The sequence below is a fragment of the Janthinobacterium sp. BJB301 genome, from assembly GCF_002735685.1.
Classification (GTDB): Bacteria; Pseudomonadota; Gammaproteobacteria; order Burkholderiales; family Burkholderiaceae_D; genus Janthinobacterium; species Janthinobacterium lividum.
In genome coordinates, this window is record NZ_PDZJ01000001.1 from 692,647 (window position 1) to 712,061 (window position 19,415).

A 19,415-nucleotide genomic window follows, 5' to 3' on the forward strand; every position below is an offset into this window, starting at 1 on the left:
GCAAAAGTTCATGGCGCCGGGAACCTGGGTGCCTGGCATGGCATTACAACAGCGGTTATATCAATGGACTGGCGTGGCGGACAGTTCCTTCAGTTCGCGGATGGTGATGTCCGATTTTTCATGCATGCGCAATAAAATCGTTGCACCGACCGACAGTTTGCCGTGACGAATCTTGCTGATGATGGGGGGCTGGACTTCCAGTACACGGCACAGTTCCGCATCATTTTTCAGGTTCATCTTCTCGATCAGAGTATCGAGCAGCTTGTTGGGCACAAAACTCGATGGCTCGAGCGCACGCGCCCGGTTCATCGCCTCAATCATTTCCAGCTTCTTTTGCCGAACGTTCATTTACTCCTCCTTCAGGTTATGCAAGGGACGAGACCACTTTGACGCGGTCCCGGCTATAGTTCGTCATCGCAGTACGGCTGTCTGGGTGACGTAGTACAACATTCGCGTTACAACATTGATAACCAGGCAAGTGTTTAAATAATACTACGATAACAAAACTTGTGACAGATGGTCAGTTAAATTAACTGATTGTTTGATCAGTTTGGTTGACGATTGTTGTATTTTGTAGTCCGCTTTTCGTCAGGATCATGGTCCGGTCCGCCATTTCGGCGGCGGCCAGCGAATGCGTGACCATGATCGCGCAACTGCCGTTGGCCTTGATTTCGGCGCGCAGCAATTGCAGGATGCTGTGCGCCGTGTCCGGGTCGAGGTTGCCGGTGGGCTCGTCGGCCAGCACCAGTGCCGGCTTGTGGACGAGTGCGCGGGCAATGGCCACGCGCTGCATTTCGCCGCCGGACAATTGCTGCGGAAAGTCGCCGCCGCGCCCGCCCAGGCCGACCGCCTCGAGCATGCTGGCGGCACGCTCCTGGGGCAGTCCGTTGAGCAGCAGCGGCAGGGCCACGTTTTGCAGCAGGGTCAGGTGCGGCAAGACGTGGAAGGCCTGGAAAATAAAGCCCATGCGGGCGCGACGCAGCCGGGTGGCGGCGGCGTCATCGAGGCTGGACATGGCAATGCCGTCCACCAGGATAGGGTGCGCTTCGGCACCCGCGTCGGGCGTATCGAGGCCGGCGATCAGGTTCAGCAAGGTCGACTTGCCCACGCCCGAGTCACCCATGATGGCGATGAATTCCCCGGCCTTGAAGCGGCAGGAAATGTTGGCCAGCACGGGACGGGCATTGGCATAGGACTTCGACAGATGGCGCAATTCGAGCATGGTGTTAACGGCTATCGTAAAGGGAGGCACGCGGGGGAGAGGGGGGCCTGGGAACTGCAAAGGGGCGCGGATTGTTTGGCCGGCAATGTGTAGTATACGACAGGCTTATGCTTTTTGCTTGGTAATACCACTTTTGTGTGGTTCCTGCGGCAGACGGCGCGCATCGACCTTAAGTTACCTGCCGCACGGCTGGCTTGCGCGGATTCCGCTATGATGAGAAAAAGTCATCGGCAGAGGCGCCCGCAAACCGCTGCGGCAGGGGCGGTGCGCCCGGTGGCTGACCGTGCAAGCCCTTCGTGAACCTAACATTGACGACGCCAGCCCATGACCATGCCACTTGCGCAACAGCAATCCGATTTCCGTCCAGCCAGCCACGCCAGCGCGGCCAGCGCCACTCCTGCCACGATAGCCGAGATCAGCAGCGGCCTGCTGGCGCGCGATGCCTGGACGTCGCCCAAGTACCTGTACGACGCGCTCGGCTCCAAGCTGTTCGAAGCCATCTGCGCCTTGCCCGAGTACTATCCGACGCGCACGGAAGCGGCCATCTTCGCCCGCCATGGCGCCGAGATCGCCCACGCCGTGGGGCCGGGTAGCACCCTGATCGACCTGGGCGCGGGCAATTGCGCCAAGGCCGCCAGCCTGTTCCCCCTGTTGCACCCGGCCCAGTACGTGGCCGTGGATATTTCCTACGATTTCCTCAGCGAATCGCTGAGCCGGCTGCAGCAGCGCTTTCCGCACATCGAGATGACGGGCCTGGGCCTGGATTTTTCCAGCCGCCTGGACTTGCCAGACAGCGTGCGCGAGGCACGGCGATTGTTCTTCTATCCCGGCTCGTCGATCGGTAATTTTGCGCCCGAGCAAGCAACCGCCTTTTTGCGCCGCCTGCGCGCGAATGCGGACGGCGATGGCGGCCTGCTGATCGGCGTCGACCTGATCAAGGACGACGCCATCCTCGACGCCGCCTATGACGATGCGCTGGGCGTCACGGCCGCCTTCAACCTGAACATGCTGCGCCACGTGAACGGGCTGATCGGCGCCGACTTCGACGTGCGCGCGTGGCAGCACCACGGCTTTTTCAATGCCGACGAGCGCCGCGTCGAAATGCACCTGGAAGCGCGCAGCGAGCAGTTTGTGCATTGGAAAGGCGGCCAGCGGCGTTTCGCGAAAGGCGAGCGCATCCATACTGAAGACAGCTATAAGTACACGCGCGCGGCCTTTGTCGGCTTGCTGGAACAGGCCGGGTTTTCCACCGTGCAAGTCTGGACGGATCCGCAACAGTGGTTTGCCGTGATTTACGCACGCGTGATTCGAGACTAAAGGCGACGATGCTGATCGATCATTACCATCAAGTGCGCCAGCATTCTCTGCTGCTGGCCGAGCCCCTGTCCGACGAGGATTGCGGCGCCCAATCGATGCCGGACGCCAGTCCCGTGAAATGGCACCTCGCGCATACCACCTGGTTTTTCGAAACGTTTATTCTGGAAAGCATGGAAGCGGCGTTCGCGCCATTCCACCCGGCCTTCCGCGTGCTGTTCAATTCCTATTACAACGGCGTGGGCGAGAAGCACCCGCGCGCCCAGCGTGGCTTGCTGACGCGCCCCGGCATGGACGTCGTGCGCGCCTACCGGATGGATGTCGATGCGCGCATCGGCCGCCTGCTGGCGGGCGAACTGGCGCGCGAGGAGCGCGAACGGCTGACCATGCTGCTGGCGCTGGGGCTCGAACACGAGCAGCAGCATCAGGAATTGCTGTTGACGGACGTCAAGCACCTGCTGGCGCAGAGCGCCCTGTTTCCCGCCTACCTGGATCGCATGGACAGCGCGGCGCCATCAGCGCAGCAAGCCGCGCCGCCCACGGCCTGGCTCGCCTTCGACGGCGGCCTGGCGCAGATCGGCCATGCGGGCGATGGCTTTTGCTTCGACAATGAATTGCCGCGCCATCCGCAATACGTGGCGCCGTTCGAACTGGCCAGCGCGCTGGTGACGAATGGCGAGTACCTGGCCTTCATCGAGGCGGGCGGCTACCGCACGGCGCATTGGTGGCTGGCCGAAGGCTGGGACTGGGTGCGCAGCCAGCAACTGGATTGCCCGCTGTACTGGCAGCGCGGTGACGCTGGGCAATGGCAGGAATTCACCCTGTTCGGCTTGCGTCCGCTCGATCCGCAGGCGCCGGCCACGCATCTGTCCCTGTTCGAGGCGGACGCCTATGCGCACTGGGCCGGCGCGCGCCTGCCGACGGAAGCGGAATGGGAAGTGGCGGCGCAAGGCGTCGCGCTGCAAGTTGGCCAGCTGCATCCGGCCGCCGGCGCACCGGGAACAGGGCTGCGGCAAATGTTCGGCCATTGCTGGCAGTGGACCAGCAGCAGCTACGCGCCGTATCCGGGCTACCGCACGGCGCCCGGGGCGCTCGGCGAATACAACGGCAAGTTCATGCTGAACCAGTATGTGCTGCGCGGCTCGTCGTGCGCCACGCCGGCCGGCCATGCGCGCGCCAGCTACCGCAATTTCTTCCCGGCCGGCGCGCGCTGGCAATTTTCCGGCATCCGCCTGGCGCGCCAGGTGGAATAACTTAGTGCAGGCGCGGGACGGCGGGTGCGTCAGGGCGGGGTGGCGCCTTGGCGGCAGTGTTCTGTTCCAGCTTGAACTGGCTGACGAGAGTTTCCAGTTCGCCCGCCTGTTCATGCATGGCCGCCGCCGCCGCGGCCGCTTCCTCGACGAGGGCCGCGTTTTGCTGCGTCGTCTGGTCCATCTGCATGATGGCCGCATTGATTTGCTCGATGCCTTCGCTCTGCTCGTGGTTGGCAACGCTGATTTCACCGACGATGGCGCTGACCCGGCCCACGCTGGCCACTACTTCATCCATCGTGGCGCCCGCCTGGCTGACCAGTTGCGCGCCCTGGCCGACCCTGTTGACGGAGTCGGCGATCAATTCCTTGATTTCTTTCGCCGCCGCAGCCGAGCGTTGCGCCAGGTTGCGCACTTCGGACGCCACCACGGCAAAGCCGCGGCCTTGCTCACCTGCGCGCGCCGCTTCCACCGCCGCGTTCAGTGCCAGGATATTCGTCTGGAAGGCGATGCCGTCGATCACGGCGATGATGTCGACGATCTTGCGCGACGATGCATTGATGGCATCCATGGTGCCGATCACTTCCGCCATGGCCGAGCCGCCGCGCTGGGCGATGGCCGATGCCGAGCGGGCCAGGCTGTCGGCCTGGCGCGCATTGTCGCTGTTGCTGCGCACGGTGCCCGTCAGTTCGATCATCGACGAGGCCGTCTCTTCCAGCGCGCTGGCTTGCGCCTCCGTACGGGCCGACAGGTCGGCATTGCCGCTGGCGATCTGGCTCGACGCCACGGCTATCGTGCCCGTGCCGCCGCGCACCTGCCCCACCAGGGTGGCCAGGTTGGCGTTCATGTCGCGCAACGCCTGCAGCAGCTGGCCCGCTTCATCCTTGCCTTCGGCCACGATTTTGCTGCTCAGGTCGCCTGCGGCCACGGCTTGCGCCACGCGCAAGGCATAGGCGATCGGCGTGGTGATCGAGCGCGTGACCCGCCAAGCAAAGAGCACGCCCAGCAGCAGGGCGGCCGTGCCCAGGCTGGCCATCAGCACATTCGCTGCGGAAATATTCTGCTTGATTTGCTGGCCGCCATGCACGACCACCCCGCGCTGGATTTCATTCAGGCGGTTCACCGTCTTTTGCAATTGATTCAGGGCGGGCAGGGTATCGTCGCGCACATGTACGGCCGCTTCCGCGCGCTGTCCCGCCACCAGCAGCTTGTCGGCCTGGCTGAACGACACGACATAGGCCTTGCGCTGCTGCTTCAGGGTGGCCAGCAGTTCCTTGCCTTCAGGCAGCACGATCAGGCGGTCGAGCACGACCAGCGCATCGGTGATGGTGGCCTTGTTGGCATCGATTTCGCCGTGGATGGCGTTGGCGCGGGCCGGATCTTCATGGATGAACAGTTCCAGCACCAGTGCCGCGTTCGAACGCGTGGTGCTGCGGATGGTGGCGATGGCGTCGGCCTTGGCCCAGTCTTTCTCGATGATGGCTTCGCTGAGCGCGCCGATCTTGTCGAGCCGGAAAAGGCCCGTGCCTACCAGCACTGCCATCAGTAACAGCACCACGCCAAAACCGGCGCCCAGGCGCACGCCTATCTTCATATCCGTCAATTTCATACTGATTCCCTCGGTAGCTAATGATCTGTCTCCGGTGGTCTTGTTATGCAACGATTATACGGTTGGTGATACCTGATTTGCACTACTAATTGCCCAATAGAAATGAAAAAGCGGCACGGCGATCAAGCCGTACCGCTTTTTCTCCCTATGAGGGATGCCCTGGCCGTGCTCAGGCGGCGTTGGCAGCCACGTCGGCCTCTGTTGTTTTTTCGGCGTCCGTCTGCTTGATGCGGCGGTTCACGGCCGACAAGACAGCCTTGAACGAGGCGGTGACGATATTGCTGTCGATGGCGGCGCCGAACAGGGTCGGGCCATTGTCGAGGCGCAACTCCACGTAGCAAGCCGCTTGCGCGTTGGCGCCGGAGCCGATCGAGTGCTCATGGTAGTCCATCAGCTTGATGTCGAGACCGAGGGCGTTGACGAAGGCATCGATGGGGCCGTTGCCGCCGCCTTGCAGGGCCAATGGCGTCTGGCGGTGCGACAGGCTGATGTCGATCTGCACGGATTCGTCGCTGCTCGTGTCTTCCACCATGCGGTGCGAAGCGTAGGCGTATGGCGCCGTCTGCTCCAGGTATTCCTTCTGGAAGATTTCATGGATATCCTGCGCGGCGATTTCGCGGCCCGTGGCGTCGGCCACGGCTTGCACGGCGCGCGAGAATTCGATCTGCAGGCGGCGCGGCAAGACCAGGCCGTATTCCTGTTCCAGCAAGTACGCCATGCCGCCCTTGCCGGACTGGCTGTTGACGCGGATCACGGCGTCATAGCTGCGGCCCAGGTCGGCCGGGTCGATCGGCAAGTACGGCACTTCCCAGATGCTGTCCGGTTGTTGCTTGGCGAAACCTTTCTTGATCGCATCCTGGTGCGAGCCGGAGAATGCCGTAAACACCAGGTCGCCCGCATACGGGTGGCGCGGGTGGACGGGCAGCTGGTTGCACTCTTCCACGCACTTGCGCACGGTATCGATGTCGGAGAAATCGAGGCCCGGATGCACGCCCTGCGTGTACAGGTTCATCGCCAAAGTCACCAGGTCGACGTTGCCCGTGCGCTCGCCATTGCCGAACAAGCAGCCTTCCACGCGGTCGGCGCCCGCCATCACGGCCAGCTCGGCCGACGCGACGGCCGTGCCGCGGTCGTTATGCGGATGCACGCTGATGATGATGGAATCGCGGCGCGCCAGTTTGCGCGACATCCATTCGATCTGGTCCGCATACACGTTGGGCGTGCTGCATTCCACGGTCGATGGCAGGTTGATGATCATCTTGTTGGCCGGCGTCGGCTTCCAGATGGCGCTGACGGCGTCGCAGATATGCTTGGAGAAATCGAGTTCCGTGGTGGAAAACGATTCCGGTGTGTATTCGAAACCCCATTCCGTTTCCGGATGCTGCGCCACCAGCTGTTTTACCAGGGTGGTGCCGGTGGTGGCGATATTCGTGATTTCCTCGCGCGACATGCCGAACACGACTTTGCGGAACACGGGCGCCACGGAGTTGTACAGGTGGACGATGGCGCGCTTGGCGCCGACGACGGATTCCACCGTGCGGCGTATCAATTCTTCGCGCGACTGGGTCAACACGATGATGGTGACGTCGTCCGGGATGCGGCCTTCATCGACGAGCTTGCGCACGAAATCGAAATCCGTTTGCGATGCCGATGGGAAGCCCACTTCGATTTCCTTGAGGCCGATGGCGATCAGCATGTCGAAGAACCGCAGCTTCTTTTCCGCGCTCATCGGCTCGATCAGCGACTGGTTGCCGTCGCGCAAGTCGGTGCTCATCCAGATAGGTGGTTTGCTGATGATCTGGTTTGGCCATTGACGGTCGGTCAATTTGACGGGAGGAAAGGCGCGGTATTTGGAAGCTGGGTTTTGCAACATCATGATCGGGTACTCCTGAAGATAGGGGGAAATCAATGGTTGTGGCGCAAGCTTGCCGGGCGGCCACGCAACACTAGGCCAGGCAAGCGATCGGTAGCGATAGCGGTGCAGCGACGATGCCAGCGGGGGCGGTCGCAGGGGGAACTACGTGTACGAATGGGGATGGTGCAAACATCATCAAACCTTCCAGGGTTTTTGAAACACGCCGGCGTGTGGCCAGGCGAAGCAATGCGGCAAACTTATGCGCGTGCTAGGTGTAGTCGCGATAGCGACAGCAGGGAAGGGGATGGATGTTTGAAGGAGGACATGCACTTAATGTAAGGGAGGTTGGGGCGGGCTGTCAAGCGTTTCCTGGCGTCACGTTGTGTCAAGCGTAATGCACTTGCGCGGCCAGGTCCGGCATTTCCTGCGCCATGCGCGCCAGGATGCGCTGCAGGATGGCCGCATCGTGCGGCAGCCGTGCGGCGAAGGCTGGCCAGCCGCGCAGCTCCAGTTGTTGCGGCATGTCCACCAGGCCCGTGACGGCATCCCAGAACGCATCCCAGTTCATGCCGTAGAAGGAAGGAAAACCCAGCGCGGCGGCCAGCGCCGCATGCAGCTGGCGCGGCGAGTTGATATCGCTCAAGTCGATCGTGACAAGGGCTTGCCTGCTCACAGTATTCCCTTGAGCAGGTTCTGCAGGTTTTGCCGCATGCCGGCGGCCACCGTTTCGTGCTGCGCCAGGATGGCGGGCGCATCCTTGAAGGGCGCCGGGTCGAGATACAGGCGCGGCAAGTCGGCCACGGCCACGCCGCGTGGGCCGCTGCGCAGGATGTCATCCGCATGTTGCTGGATCGAGTTGACGGCCGCCTGGATGCGCGGCGTCGCGGAGGCGGCCAGGCAGGTGGCCAGCGCGGCGTCGAGGTCGGCGCGCGCGGGCGCCTGCGGCAGCACGGGGGCGGCGATCTGTTCCAGCGGCGACATGTTGACGGCTGGCTTGCGGTAGGCGAGCAGGGTATCGAGCGCCATCAGCCGGTGTGGGCCGCCTTGCCCGAGCCAGCCGGCGATGCGGGGCCACGGCGTGCCCAGCAGGGCCGCCGCCACGCCCCATTGTCCCGCCACGGGCGAGCCGACATTGGTCTCGATCCAGTCGAGGGCGGCCGGATTGCCCGTGTAAGCCAGCAAGGTGGCGTTCGACGAGCGCAGCGCGGGCGCCTGCGTGGCGAGGATGGCGGTCAGCCAGGCGAGGGCGCCATCGGGCTGCTGCTGCGATAGCTGTTGCGCAAATGGTTCGCTCAGGGCGCGGCTGTCGGCAAATTGGTGTTCTGACATATTAATTGGAGGAAAGTAAAAACCAGGCGCCAGTCTAGCAGTGGTCTGCTGGATGAGGCGGCGCGCACGAACATTGTCAGCATAAACATTTAAGACAGCCTTCAGTGCAGGCAGCCCCGCTTGCGCTACAATCGGCTCTCCTTTATTGCCACTGCCGCGCGCGGTTCCCCCTCTCCACATGTTCCCTAAACGCCTGACCTTGCTTGCCCTGGCCGCCTTTGCGCTGGCCGGCTGCGATACCACCGCCCCGAAACCCGTTCAAGTATTGACGCCACCCGAACCCATTGTCGTCACGCCGCGCAAGATCAAAATCGGCCTGGCGCTGGGTGGTGGCGCGGCGCGCGGTTTCGCGCATATTGGCGTGATCAAGGCGCTCGAATCGCAGGGCATCGTCGCCGATATCGTCACCGGCACCAGCGCCGGCAGCGTGGTGGGCGCCATGTATGCGGCGGGTAACTCCGGCTTTGCCCTGCAAAAGATGGCGTTCGACATGGACGAGGCGGCCATTTCCGACTGGGCCTTGCCCCTGTTCGGCAAGTCCTCCGGCGTGCTGAAAGGCGAAGCGCTGCAAAGCTATGTCAACAAGGCCGTGGGCGGCGTGCCGCTGGAAAAGCTGAAGATTCCCTTCGGCGTGGTGGCGACCGATTTGAAAAATGGCCAGCCGATCCTGTTCCAGCGCGGTAACACCGGCATGGCCGTGCGCGCCTCGTCGGCCGTGCCCGGCGTGTTCCAGCCTGTGACGATTGCCGGTCACACCTATGTCGATGGGGGCCTCGTCGCTCCCGTACCCGTGCGCTTCGCGCGCGACATGGGCGCCGATTTCATCATCGCCGTGAATATCTCGTCGCAAACGGATACCCAGAAGGCCATCAGCTCGATGGAAGTGCTGATGCAGACCTTCGCCATCATGGGCCAGCGCATCAACCAGTTCGAGCTCAAGGATGCGGACGTGGTGATCCAGCCCAGCCTGGGCACCATGAAGGGCAACGATTTCAACAGCCGCAATCAGGCGATCCTGGCGGGCGAGCAGGCGACCTTTGCCGTCATGGCGCAGCTCAAGCAAAAGCTGAAAGCCAAGCGCGAGCAGTAGGGGGTAGCGCCGCCGCGCATTTCGTATACAATTTTGATTCAACATAACAAGGATGCACCATGCAATCGAAACCGATTTTGACCCTGGACGACGTAAAGAAAATCGCTGCCGCCGCCGAAGCGGAAGCGGTCAAGAATAACTGGGCGGTCACGATCGCCATCGTCGACGACGGCGGCCACCTGCTGTGGCTGCAGCGCATGGATGGCGTGGCGCCGATCTCGTCGCACATCGCCCCATCGAAAGCCAAGACGGCCGCACTGGGTCGCCGCGAATCGCGCATCTATGAAGAGATGATCAATGGCGGCCGCGTGTCGTTCCTGAGCGCACCGGAAATCGACGGCTTGCTCGAAGGCGGCGTGCCCATCGTGTTCGACGGTCACTACGTGGGTGCCGTCGGCGTCTCGGGCGTCAAGTCGGCGGAAGATGCGCAAATCGCCAAAGCAGGTATCGCTGCTTTGACGGCCTAAGTAGTAGCCGCAGTTGCAGAATGAGCCGCTCCGCGCAAGCCGGGCGGCTTTTTTCATGGGGCGCAGTTTTTATGTTGCCATGCAAAAAAATGCCGCCGATTCTGAATTTTCTTCCTTGTGGAAAAGCTTCCTTTTGGTTATAATTCAAAGGTTTAGCCAATCACACATATACCGTAGCGACTACCCATCCCCTCATTCAAAATGACCGTTGAAACACCCTGAGTGCATCTGGCTCGGGTAACTAGGCGGTCGGTCTGACGTGGCGCAGCTACGGTAACTTTATCAGGAGTTGCCCTTGCCGCCATTTTTTTCTGGCCCTGCCGTTCCAGCCATATTAGCGCTTGCTGATGGAACGATCTTTAAAGGTTTTTCGATCGGTGCCGCCGGTCATACCACGGGCGAGGTTGTTTTCAATACCTCCATGACCGGGTATCAGGAAATCCTTACCGACCCAAGCTATTGCCGCCAGATGGTCACCCTGACCTATCCGCATATCGGCAATACGGGCGTCAATCCGGAAGACGTCGAATCTTCCAAGGTACACGCCGCTGGCCTCATCATCCGCGATCTGCCTTTGCTGGCATCCAATTTCCGTTCCACCCTTTCCCTGTCCGACTACCTCAAAGCTGAAAATATCGTCGCCATCGCCGGCATCGATACACGCAAGCTCACGCGCATCCTGCGTGAAAAAGGTGCGCAGGGCGGCGCCATCCTCGTCGGCACGCAAGGCAATGAGCCATCCGCCGCGCAAGCGCTGGAACTGGCCCGCTCCTTCCCCGGCCTGGCCGGCATGGACCTGGCCAAGGTGGTGTCGAGCAAGGATGCCTACGAATACCGCGAAACGGAATGGACACTGGGCGAAGGCTATGGCCAGCTGGCCGACGCCGACGCGAAATACCACGTGGTCGCCTTCGACTACGGCGTCAAGCGCAACATCCTGCGCATGCTGACGGCACGCGGCTGCAAAGTCACCGTGCTGCCCGCGCAAGCCACGGCCGCCGACGCTCTGGCGCTGAATCCGGACGGCATCTTCCTGTCGAACGGTCCCGGCGACCCGGAACCGTGCGACTACGCCATCGCGGCGACCAAGGAATTGATCGAAAAGGGCATCCCGACCTTCGGCATCTGCCTCGGTCACCAGATCATGGCGTTGGCTTCCGGCGCGAAGACGCTGAAGATGAAGTTCGGTCACCACGGCGCCAACCACCCGGTGCAAGACCTGGAAACGAAACAGGTCTTGATTACCTCGCAAAACCACGGTTTCGCAGTCGACGCGGCAACCTTGCCCGCGAATTGCCGCGTGACCCATGAATCGCTGTTCGACGGTTCCCTGCAGGGCTTTGCCCGCACGGACAAGCCGGCCTTCTGCTTCCAGGGCCACCCTGAAGCGTCGCCGGGCCCGATGGATGTTGCTTACCTGTTTGACCGCTTCATCAACCTGATGGCTGCGGAGGAGAAAAAGAAAAATGCCTAAACGTTTAGATATCAAAAGTATTCTGATTATTGGCGCTGGCCCGATCGTGATCGGCCAGGCCTGCGAATTCGATTATTCCGGCGCGCAAGCGTGCAAGGCCCTGCGCGAAGAGGGCTACAAAGTCATCCTGGTCAACAGCAATCCTGCGACCATCATGACGGATCCGGAAATGGCCGACGTGACCTATATCGAACCGATCACCTGGTCGGTCGTTGAACGCATCATCGCCAAGGAGCGTCCTGACGCGATCCTGCCGACGATGGGCGGCCAGACGGCGCTGAACTGCGCGCTGGACCTGTTCAACAATGGCGTGCTGGCAAAATACAACGTCGAACTGATCGGCGCATCGCCGGAAGCCATCGACAAGGCGGAAGACCGTTCCAAGTTCAAGGACGCGATGACCAAGATCGGCCTCGGTTCGGCCCGTTCCGGCGTGGCGCACTCGATGGAAGAATCGTGGGCCGTGCAGCGCACGCTGGGCTTCCCGACCATCATCCGTCCATCGTTCACCATGGGCGGTTCCGGCGGCGGCATCGCCTACAACGAAGAAGAATTCGAAACCATCTGCAAGCGCGGCCTGGAAGCATCGCCGACGAAAGAGCTGCTGATCGAAGAATCTTTGCTGGGCTGGAAAGAGTACGAGATGGAAGTGGTGCGCGACAAGGCGGACAACTGCATCATCATCTGCTCGATCGAAAACCTGGACCCGATGGGCGTGCACACGGGCGACTCCATCACGGTGGCGCCAGCGCAAACGCTGACGGACAAGGAATACCAGATCATGCGCAATGCCTCCCTGGCAGTGCTGCGCGAGATCGGCGTCGACACCGGTGGCTCGAACGTGCAATTCTCGATCAACCCCGTCGATGGCCGCATGATCGTCATCGAGATGAACCCGCGCGTATCGCGTTCGTCGGCCCTGGCATCGAAAGCGACGGGTTTCCCGATCGCAAAGATCGCCGCCAAGCTGGCCGTCGGTTTCACCCTGGACGAGCTGCGCAATGAAATCACGGGCGGCGCCACGCCGGCCTCGTTCGAGCCGTCGATCGATTACGTCGTCACGAAGATTCCCCGTTTCACGTTCGAGAAATTCCCGACCGCCGACCACCACCTGACGACGCAGATGAAATCCGTCGGCGAAGTGATGGCCATCGGCCGTACCTTCCAGGAATCGTTCCAGAAAGCCTTGCGCGGCCTGGAAGTGGGCGTGGATGGCATGAACGAAAAGACCAAGGACCGCGAAAAGATCGAAGAAGAACTGGGCGAGCCTGGTCCTGAGCGCATCTGGTACGTGGGCGACGCGTTTGCCCAGGGTTTCACCCTGGAAGAAGTGCACCAACTCACCAAGATCGACCCGTGGTTCCTGATCCAGATCAAGGAAATCGTCGACCTGGAACTGTGGCTGGACACGCAGAAGCTGGAAAACCTGGACAAGAACACCCTGTACAAGTTGAAACAGAAGGGCTTCTCGGACCGCCGCCTGGGCTTCCTGCTGCAGACGACCGACACGGCCGTGCGCCAGCAGCGCCATGCGCTCAACATCCGTCCCGTCTACAAGCGCGTCGACACCTGCGCAGCGGAATTTTCGACCGACACGGCGTACATGTATTCCACGTACGACGAAGAGTGCGAATCGAATCCGACCGACAAGAAAAAGATCATGGTGCTGGGCGGTGGCCCGAACCGTATCGGCCAGGGTATCGAGTTTGACTATTGCTGCGTCCACGCGGCCCTCGCCATGCGCGAAGACGGCTACGAAACCATCATGGTCAATTGCAACCCAGAAACCGTTTCGACCGACTACGATACCTCGGACCGCCTGTACTTCGAATCCTTGACCCTGGAAGACGTGCTGGAAATCGTCGCCATCGAAAAACCGGTGGGCGTGATCGTGCAGTACGGCGGCCAGACGCCATTGAAACTGGCGCTGGACCTGGAAGCGAATGGCGTGCCTATCATCGGCACCTCGCCCGACATGATCGATGCGGCCGAAGACCGCGAGCGTTTCCAGCAAATGCTGCACAAGCTGGAACTGCGCCAGCCGCCTAACCGCACCGCGCGCACGGAAGCCGACGCCCTGGCGCTGGCGCAGGAAATCGGTTACCCGCTGGTCGTGCGTCCATCGTACGTGCTGGGCGGCCGCGCCATGGAAATCGTCCACGAGCAACGCGACCTCGAGCGCTACATGCGCGAAGCCGTCAAGGTCTCGCACGATTCGCCGGTGCTGCTGGACCGCTTCCTGAACGACGCCATCGAGTGCGACGTCGATTGCATCTCCGACGGCGAAACGACGTTCATCGGCGGCGTGATGGAACACATCGAACAGGCTGGCGTCCACTCGGGCGACTCGGCTTGCTCCTTGCCACCATACTCGCTGGCACCGGAAACCATTGAAGAACTGAAACGCCAGACGGCGCTGATGGCCAAGGGCTTGAACGTGGTCGGCCTGATGAACGTGCAGTTCGCGATCCAGAAACAGGAGATCGATGGCGAAATGAAAGACGTCGTCTTCGTGCTGGAAGTCAATCCACGCGCTTCGCGCACCGTGCCTTTCGTCTCGAAAGCCACCGGTCTGCAACTGGCGAAGATCGCCGCGCGCTGCATGGTGGGCCAGTCGCTGGCATCGCAAGGCATCACGCAGGAAGTCGTGCCGCCGTACTTCAGCGTCAAGGAAGCCGTGTTCCCGTTCGTCAAGTTCCCTGGCGTGGACACCATCCTGGGCCCTGAAATGAAATCGACGGGCGAAGTCATGGGCGTGGGCCTGACGTTCGGCGAAGCGTTTGTGAAATCGCAACTGGGCGCCGGCGTGAACCTGCCAAAATCGGGCAAGGTCTTCATCAGCGTGAAAGCGTCGGACAAGCCGCGCGCCGTGCAAGTGGCGCGTGACCTGGTCGAGTCCGGCTTCACCGTGGTCGCCACCAAGGGTACCGCCGCCGTGATCGCTGCTGCCGGCATCGCCGTCACGCCAGTGAACAAGGTGATCGAAGGCCGTCCGCACGTGGTCGACATGATCAAGAACCATGAAATCGTGCTGGTGATCAACACCGTGGAAGAAAAGCGCAGCGCCATCGTCGATTCGCGGGCCATCCGCACCTCGGCCCTGGCATCGCGCGTGACGACCTACACCACCATCGCGGGCGCGGAAGCGGCCGTCGAAGGCATCCGCCACCTGGATGAGCTGCGTGTGTACGATTTGCAAGGCCTGCACAAGACCTTGAACTAAGTGCGTTTGCAGTGGCCGCCGTTAGGCGGTACACTGCATGCTTATCAACCACAGAGTTCCGTGCAGAGCAGCGCGCGGCCTCTGTGGTTTTCACTTGGTAAGTCCGTTAACCGTGGCAAAACACGGACAACGGCGCCGATAACTAGCAGATAGTAGAGATAACATGACCTCAGTCCCATTGACCAAATACGGCGCAGAACTCTTGAAAGAAGAGCTGCATCATTTGAAGACCAAGGAACGCCGCATCGTCATCGATGCGATCGCCGAAGCGCGTTCGCACGGAGATTTGTCGGAAAACGCCGAGTACGATGCCGCCAAAGAACGCCAGGCCTTCGTCGAAGGCCGCATCGCCGAACTCGAAGGCAAGCTGGGTGCGGCGCAAATCATCGACCCGACCGCGCTCGACGCGGAAGGCCGCGTGGTGTTTGCCTCGACCGTGAACCTGGAAGACCTGGAATCGGGCCAGAAAGTCACGTACCAGATCGTCGGCCTCGATGAAGCCGACCTGAAAATGAACAAGGTTTCCGTGACGTCCCCGATCGCCCGCGCGCTGATCGGCAAGTACGCCGGCGACGTGGTGGAAGTGCAGGCGCCGTCCGGCCCGCGCGAATACGAAATCCTGGAAGTACTGTACATCTGATGCTGGGCCGCGTGCGCATCCTCGTTGCCACCCTGTGGGCCGGCAGCCTGTGGACCATCGGCTTCATCGTGGCGCCGACCCTGTTCGGCACCCTGAGCGACCGCGTACTGGCAGGCAATATTGCCGGCAGCATGTTCCGCGCCGAGGCCTGGCTGTCGATCGCCTGTGCGCTGGTATTGCTGGCCTTGCTGCAATGGGCTCCCGGCGCGCTGGAACTGAAGCGCCGGCGCCTCTTGGCAGCGCTGGTGCTGTCGATGCTGGTGTGCGCGTTGCTCAGCCATTTCGGCATTTCGCCCCTGATGGCTGAACTCAAGGCGCAGGCGCCGTCGGGTATCATGGACGAGGCCATGCGCAGCCGCTTCGGCATGCTGCATGGCGTGTCGACCCTGATCTTTGCCGTGCAGAGCTTGCTGGCGGGCGTGCTGATCTGGAAACAGCAGTAATCGCCTCGGGTGTTGTCGGATTACGCGCTGCGCGCTAATCCGACCTACATGACATACGTAGGTCGGATTAGCGAGGCCGCAGGCCACGCGTAATCCGACAATCGCCGGCGTGTGAATATCGTAATAGCAATAAAAAAGCGGAGCAGGGAATATCCCGTGCTCCGCTTCTTGTTTCAAGCCCGGCCGCCTTGCGGTTGCCGGGTGAACAGGCTTACTTGCTGCCCAGTGCGCTTTTCTTGGCGCTTTTCTGACGTGGCTTGGCACGCTTGATGGAACCGCCTTCGGTAACGCGCTCATTGCCCTTGATCATGACTTTCGTCACGCTCGGGCGCTTGGTGCCGCTGGCGCTGGCCTTGACGATGGTCACTTCGCGCATGCCTTTGCCGGCGCTGACCTTCTCCTTAACCACTTCTTTTTTCGGACGGTAGATTACCAGCAGTTTGCCAATATGTTGTACCGGGGCGGCGCCGAGATTGCCGCAAATCGTATCGTACATTCCGACGCGCGCTTCGCGGTCGTCGCCGAACACGCGGACTTTAATCAGGCCGTGCGAATCCAGGCCAAGGTCGATCTCTTTGAGGACAGCAGGTGTCAAGCCCGCTTCGCCAATAATGACGATAGGCTTCAGCGCGTGTGCTTCGGCGCGCAGTGCGCTGCGCTCTACGGGTGTAAGTTTTAGCATAATAATATTTAGTAATTCCCTTAAAAGCAGTATTCTACGCGAATGGCAAAGAAGAAATTAAACAAAAACTGGTTGCACGACCACATAAATGATCCTTATGTGAAGTTGGCGCAAAAAGAGGGCTACCGCGCCCGGGCAGCATACAAGCTCAAAGAAATCGATGAAGACGAGAAACTGATCAAACCTGGCCAGGTGATTGTCGACCTTGGTTGCACTCCCGGCAGCTGGGCCCAGTACACGCGGCGCAAGCTGGCCGGCAAGGACGGCGGCGGGGTCAATGGTACCCTGATTGGCCTGGACATGCTGGAAATGGAGCCGATCGCCGATTTCCACTTCATCCAGGGCGACTTCCGCGAAGCGCGCGTGCTGCGCCAGCTGGAAGTGGTGTTGCAGGGCCGCAAGGTCGACCTGGTCCTGTCGGACATGGCGCCCAACCTGTCGGGCATCGCCACGGCGGATGCCGCGCGCATGGAACACTTGATCGACCTGGCCATCGAATTTTCGCAATTGCACCTGAAGCCGTCTGGCGTGCTGCTGGTGAAATGCTTTAAAGACATGGGTTTCAGCCAGATCGTGGAGAAATTCCGCGCTGAATTCAAGGTCGTGGTGCAGAAAAAGCCCAAGGCCAGCCGCGATAAATCGTCGGAAATCTTCCTGATGGGCCGTGGAATCAAGAATCCGCTGAAAAATGCCGTGGAAGAAGATGATTCCGCCCTTGATATTTAAGCGGGAATCCGCACATGGGAACGAGAAGTGCAGTAGCGTCTGATGGCATAAAAGCCTAAATTGTTTATACTGCATTTTTTTGCGTGAACGCGATTTTTTCGCGCGCACGGATCGGCGGGCTTTGGCACGGCCCGCTTATTGCGAGTAAAATCGTGTTTCTAGCTATAGGTAAAGAGATGCGCACTGCATCCAAGGAGTCTTCGTGAATAACATGTTTTCCAAATCTGCCATCTGGGTAGTCGTATTGCTGCTGTTGTTCATGCTGTTCAAGCAATTCGACAGTCATGGCGCCACAGGCGGCAGCAAGGCCATCGCTTATTCCGATTTGCTGGATGAAGTCAAAGCCAAGCGCGTCAAGGATGTCGTGATCGAAGGTTCGTCGATCACCGCCAAGCTGATGGACGACACCAAGGTGCGTACCACCGCCACCAGCCTCGACAAGGGCCTGATCGGCGACCTGCGCGACAATGGCGTGCATTTCGATGTGCGTCCGCCCGAGGAAGCGTCTTTCCTGCAAACTATTTTTGTTTCCTGGTTCCCCATGCTGCTGTTGATCGGCGTCTGGGTCTTCTTCATGCGTCAGATGCAAGGCGGCGGCAAGGGCGGGGCATTCTCGTTCGGCAAGTCGAAGGCGCGCATGATGGATGAAGCCAGCAACACCGTCACCTTCGCCGATGTCGCCGGTTGCGACGAAGCGAAAGAAGAAGTCAACGAAGTGGTCGACTTCCTCAAGGATCCGAGCAAATTCCAGAAACTGGGCGGCCGCATTCCCCGCGGCGTGCTGATGGTCGGTCCTCCGGGCACGGGTAAAACCCTGCTGGCGCGCGCCATCGCCGGCGAAGCCAAGGTGCCGTTCTTCTCGATTTCCGGTTCCGACTTCGTGGAAATGTTCGTCGGCGTGGGCGCCAGCCGCGTGCGCGACATGTTTGAAAACGCGAAAAAGCATTCGCCTTGCATCATCTTCATCGACGAGATCGACGCTGTCGGCCGTCACCGCGGTGCCGGCATGGGCGGCGGCAATGACGAGCGCGAACAGACCTTGAACCAGTTGCTGGTCGAGATGGACGGTTTTGAAGCGAACTCCGGCGTGATCGTCGTGGCCGCCACCAACCGCGCCGACGTACTCGACAAAGCTCTGCTGCGTCCAGGCCGTTTCGACCGCCAGGTGTCCGTCGGCTTGCCTGATATCCGCGGCCGCGAGCAGATCTTGAACGTGCACATGCGCAAAGTGCCTATCGGTACCGACGTGAAAGCCGATATCCTGGCCCGCGGCACCCCCGGTTTCTCGGGCGCGGACCTGGCCAACCTGGTCAACGAGGCAGCCCTGTTCGCCGCACGCCGCAGCAAGCGCCTGGTGGAAATGGCTGACTTCGAAGACGCGAAAGACAAGATCTACATGGGCCCTGAGCGTAAATCGATGATCATCCGCGAGGAAGAGCGTCGCAATACGGCTTACCATGAGTCCGGTCATGCCGTCGTTGCCAAGTTGCTGCCGAAGGCTGATCCCGTGCATAAAGTCACGATCATGCCGCGCGGCTGGGCCCTGGGCCTGACCTGGCAGCTGCCGGAACACGACAACTTGTCCGCCTACAAGGACAAGATGCTGGAAGAAATTTCCATCCTGTTCGGCGGCCGTATCGCCGAAGAGATTTTCGTGGGACAAATGTCCACCGGTGCGTCGAACGACTTCTCGCGTGCCACCAAGCTGGCCCGTTCCATGGTGACCCGCTTCGGCATGTCCGACAGCATGGGCGTGATGGTCTACGAAGACAGCGAAAACGAAGGTTTCTTCGGTGGCGCCACCAAGACGATCTCGGAAGCGACCCAGCAAAAGGTCGATGCTGAAATCCGCAACATTCTCGACAAGCAATATGCTTTGGCGCGCACCTTGCTGGAAAGCAACCGCGACAAGGTCGAAATGATGACCAAAGCCTTGCTGGAATGGGAAACCATTGATGCAGAGCAAATCAACGACATCATGGCCGGCCTGGAGCCGCGTCCACCGAAAGTCATCCCGCCACGCCGCAATGCGGGCGGTGACAGCGGCACGGGCGGCATCTCGCCAAACGTGACGGCACCAGCCTGATAACG

Annotated in this window: 17 protein-coding genes; 10 read left to right on the forward strand and 7 right to left on the reverse strand. The window is 60.9% G+C overall.

Annotated features, from left to right (window positions below; genetic code table 11):
* Nucleotides 1-60: 60 nt before the first annotated feature.
* Together CSQ91_RS03140 and CSQ91_RS03145 are read right to left on the reverse strand one after the other, a co-directional pair.
* Entirely contained in the window at nt 61-348 is a 288-nt protein-coding gene (locus CSQ91_RS03140; protein ID WP_034786045.1) for a hypothetical protein, read from the reverse strand.
* A 181-nt stretch (nt 349-529) separates the two neighbouring features.
* Nucleotides 530-1,222, reverse strand: a complete 693-nt coding sequence (locus CSQ91_RS03145) for an ABC transporter ATP-binding protein (protein ID WP_034786044.1) — start codon at nt 1,220-1,222, stop codon at nt 530-532.
* 324 nt (nt 1,223-1,546) lie between these two features.
* Here CSQ91_RS03145 and egtD point away from each other — a divergent pair, with 324 nt between their 5' ends.
* Both egtD and egtB read left to right on the forward strand, forming a co-directional pair.
* Nucleotides 1,547-2,539: an L-histidine N(alpha)-methyltransferase gene (gene egtD, locus CSQ91_RS03150; RefSeq protein WP_099387361.1), complete on the forward strand. Its 993-nt coding sequence runs from the start codon at nt 1,547-1,549 to the stop codon at nt 2,537-2,539.
* Between the two features lie 8 nt (nt 2,540-2,547).
* Nucleotides 2,548-3,789, forward strand: a complete 1,242-nt coding sequence (gene egtB / locus CSQ91_RS03155; protein ID WP_099387362.1) for an ergothioneine biosynthesis protein EgtB — start codon at nt 2,548-2,550, stop codon at nt 3,787-3,789.
* A 1-nt stretch (nt 3,790) separates the two neighbouring features.
* On the opposite strand, the gene CSQ91_RS03160 is transcribed toward egtB, so the two are convergent.
* The 4 genes from CSQ91_RS03160 to CSQ91_RS03175 all read right to left on the reverse strand — a co-directional run bounded on the left by CSQ91_RS03160 (nt 3,791) and on the right by CSQ91_RS03175 (nt 8,579).
* The gene (locus CSQ91_RS03160; protein WP_180278326.1) at nt 3,791-5,395 is read right to left on the reverse strand and encodes a methyl-accepting chemotaxis protein; all 1,605 of its coding nucleotides are present in this window, start codon (nt 5,393-5,395) and stop codon (nt 3,791-3,793) included.
* 169 nt (nt 5,396-5,564) lie between these two features.
* Entirely contained in the window at nt 5,565-7,271 is a 1,707-nt protein-coding gene (gene leuA, locus CSQ91_RS03165; protein WP_070259012.1) for a 2-isopropylmalate synthase, read from the reverse strand.
* A 364-nt stretch (nt 7,272-7,635) separates the two neighbouring features.
* Entirely contained in the window at nt 7,636-7,923 is a 288-nt protein-coding gene (locus CSQ91_RS03170) for a barstar family protein (RefSeq protein ID WP_070259010.1), read from the reverse strand.
* Nucleotides 7,920-8,579: a hypothetical protein gene (locus CSQ91_RS03175; protein ID WP_083299578.1), complete on the reverse strand. Its 660-nt coding sequence runs from the start codon at nt 8,577-8,579 to the stop codon at nt 7,920-7,922. Before CSQ91_RS03175 ends, CSQ91_RS03170 begins: the two co-directional genes overlap by 4 nt.
* 178 nt (nt 8,580-8,757) lie before the next feature.
* Here CSQ91_RS03175 and CSQ91_RS03180 point away from each other — a divergent pair, with 178 nt between their 5' ends.
* From CSQ91_RS03180 to CSQ91_RS03205, 6 genes are all read left to right on the forward strand, one after another.
* Complete coding sequence (locus CSQ91_RS03180) at nt 8,758-9,669, forward strand: patatin-like phospholipase family protein (RefSeq protein WP_034786038.1); 912 nt, start codon at nt 8,758-8,760, stop codon at nt 9,667-9,669.
* A gap of 59 nt (nt 9,670-9,728) precedes the next feature.
* Nucleotides 9,729-10,136, forward strand: a complete 408-nt coding sequence (locus tag CSQ91_RS03185) for a GlcG/HbpS family heme-binding protein (protein WP_034786036.1) — start codon at nt 9,729-9,731, stop codon at nt 10,134-10,136.
* Between the two features lie 295 nt (nt 10,137-10,431).
* Nucleotides 10,432-11,610: a glutamine-hydrolyzing carbamoyl-phosphate synthase small subunit gene (carA, locus tag CSQ91_RS03190; RefSeq protein ID WP_070279135.1), complete on the forward strand. Its 1,179-nt coding sequence runs from the start codon at nt 10,432-10,434 to the stop codon at nt 11,608-11,610.
* On the forward strand, nt 11,603-14,833 hold the full coding sequence (carB, locus tag CSQ91_RS03195) for a carbamoyl-phosphate synthase large subunit (RefSeq protein WP_034786033.1): 3,231 nt from the start codon (nt 11,603-11,605) through the stop codon (nt 14,831-14,833). Before carA ends, carB begins: the two co-directional genes overlap by 8 nt.
* A gap of 163 nt (nt 14,834-14,996) precedes the next feature.
* Nucleotides 14,997-15,473, forward strand: coding sequence for a transcription elongation factor GreA (gene greA, locus CSQ91_RS03200; protein ID WP_034757428.1), 477 nt, complete (start codon nt 14,997-14,999; stop codon nt 15,471-15,473).
* Nucleotides 15,473-15,916, forward strand: coding sequence for a DUF4149 domain-containing protein (locus CSQ91_RS03205; protein ID WP_170846433.1), 444 nt, complete (start codon nt 15,473-15,475; stop codon nt 15,914-15,916). The genes greA and CSQ91_RS03205 overlap by 1 nt, the downstream gene beginning before the upstream one ends.
* Nucleotides 15,917-16,127: 211 nt before the next feature.
* On the opposite strand, the gene CSQ91_RS03210 is transcribed toward CSQ91_RS03205, so the two are convergent.
* Entirely contained in the window at nt 16,128-16,598 is a 471-nt protein-coding gene (locus CSQ91_RS03210; RefSeq protein ID WP_010397237.1) for a YhbY family RNA-binding protein, read from the reverse strand.
* A 42-nt stretch (nt 16,599-16,640) separates the two neighbouring features.
* Here CSQ91_RS03210 and CSQ91_RS03215 point away from each other — a divergent pair, with 42 nt between their 5' ends.
* Together CSQ91_RS03215 and ftsH are read left to right on the forward strand one after the other, a co-directional pair.
* On the forward strand, nt 16,641-17,324 hold the full coding sequence (locus CSQ91_RS03215; protein ID WP_034757436.1) for an RlmE family RNA methyltransferase: 684 nt from the start codon (nt 16,641-16,643) through the stop codon (nt 17,322-17,324).
* A gap of 202 nt (nt 17,325-17,526) precedes the next feature.
* The gene (gene ftsH, locus CSQ91_RS03220; protein WP_034786027.1) at nt 17,527-19,410 is read left to right on the forward strand and encodes an ATP-dependent zinc metalloprotease FtsH; all 1,884 of its coding nucleotides are present in this window, start codon (nt 17,527-17,529) and stop codon (nt 19,408-19,410) included.
* Nucleotides 19,411-19,415: the final 5 nt, after the last annotated feature.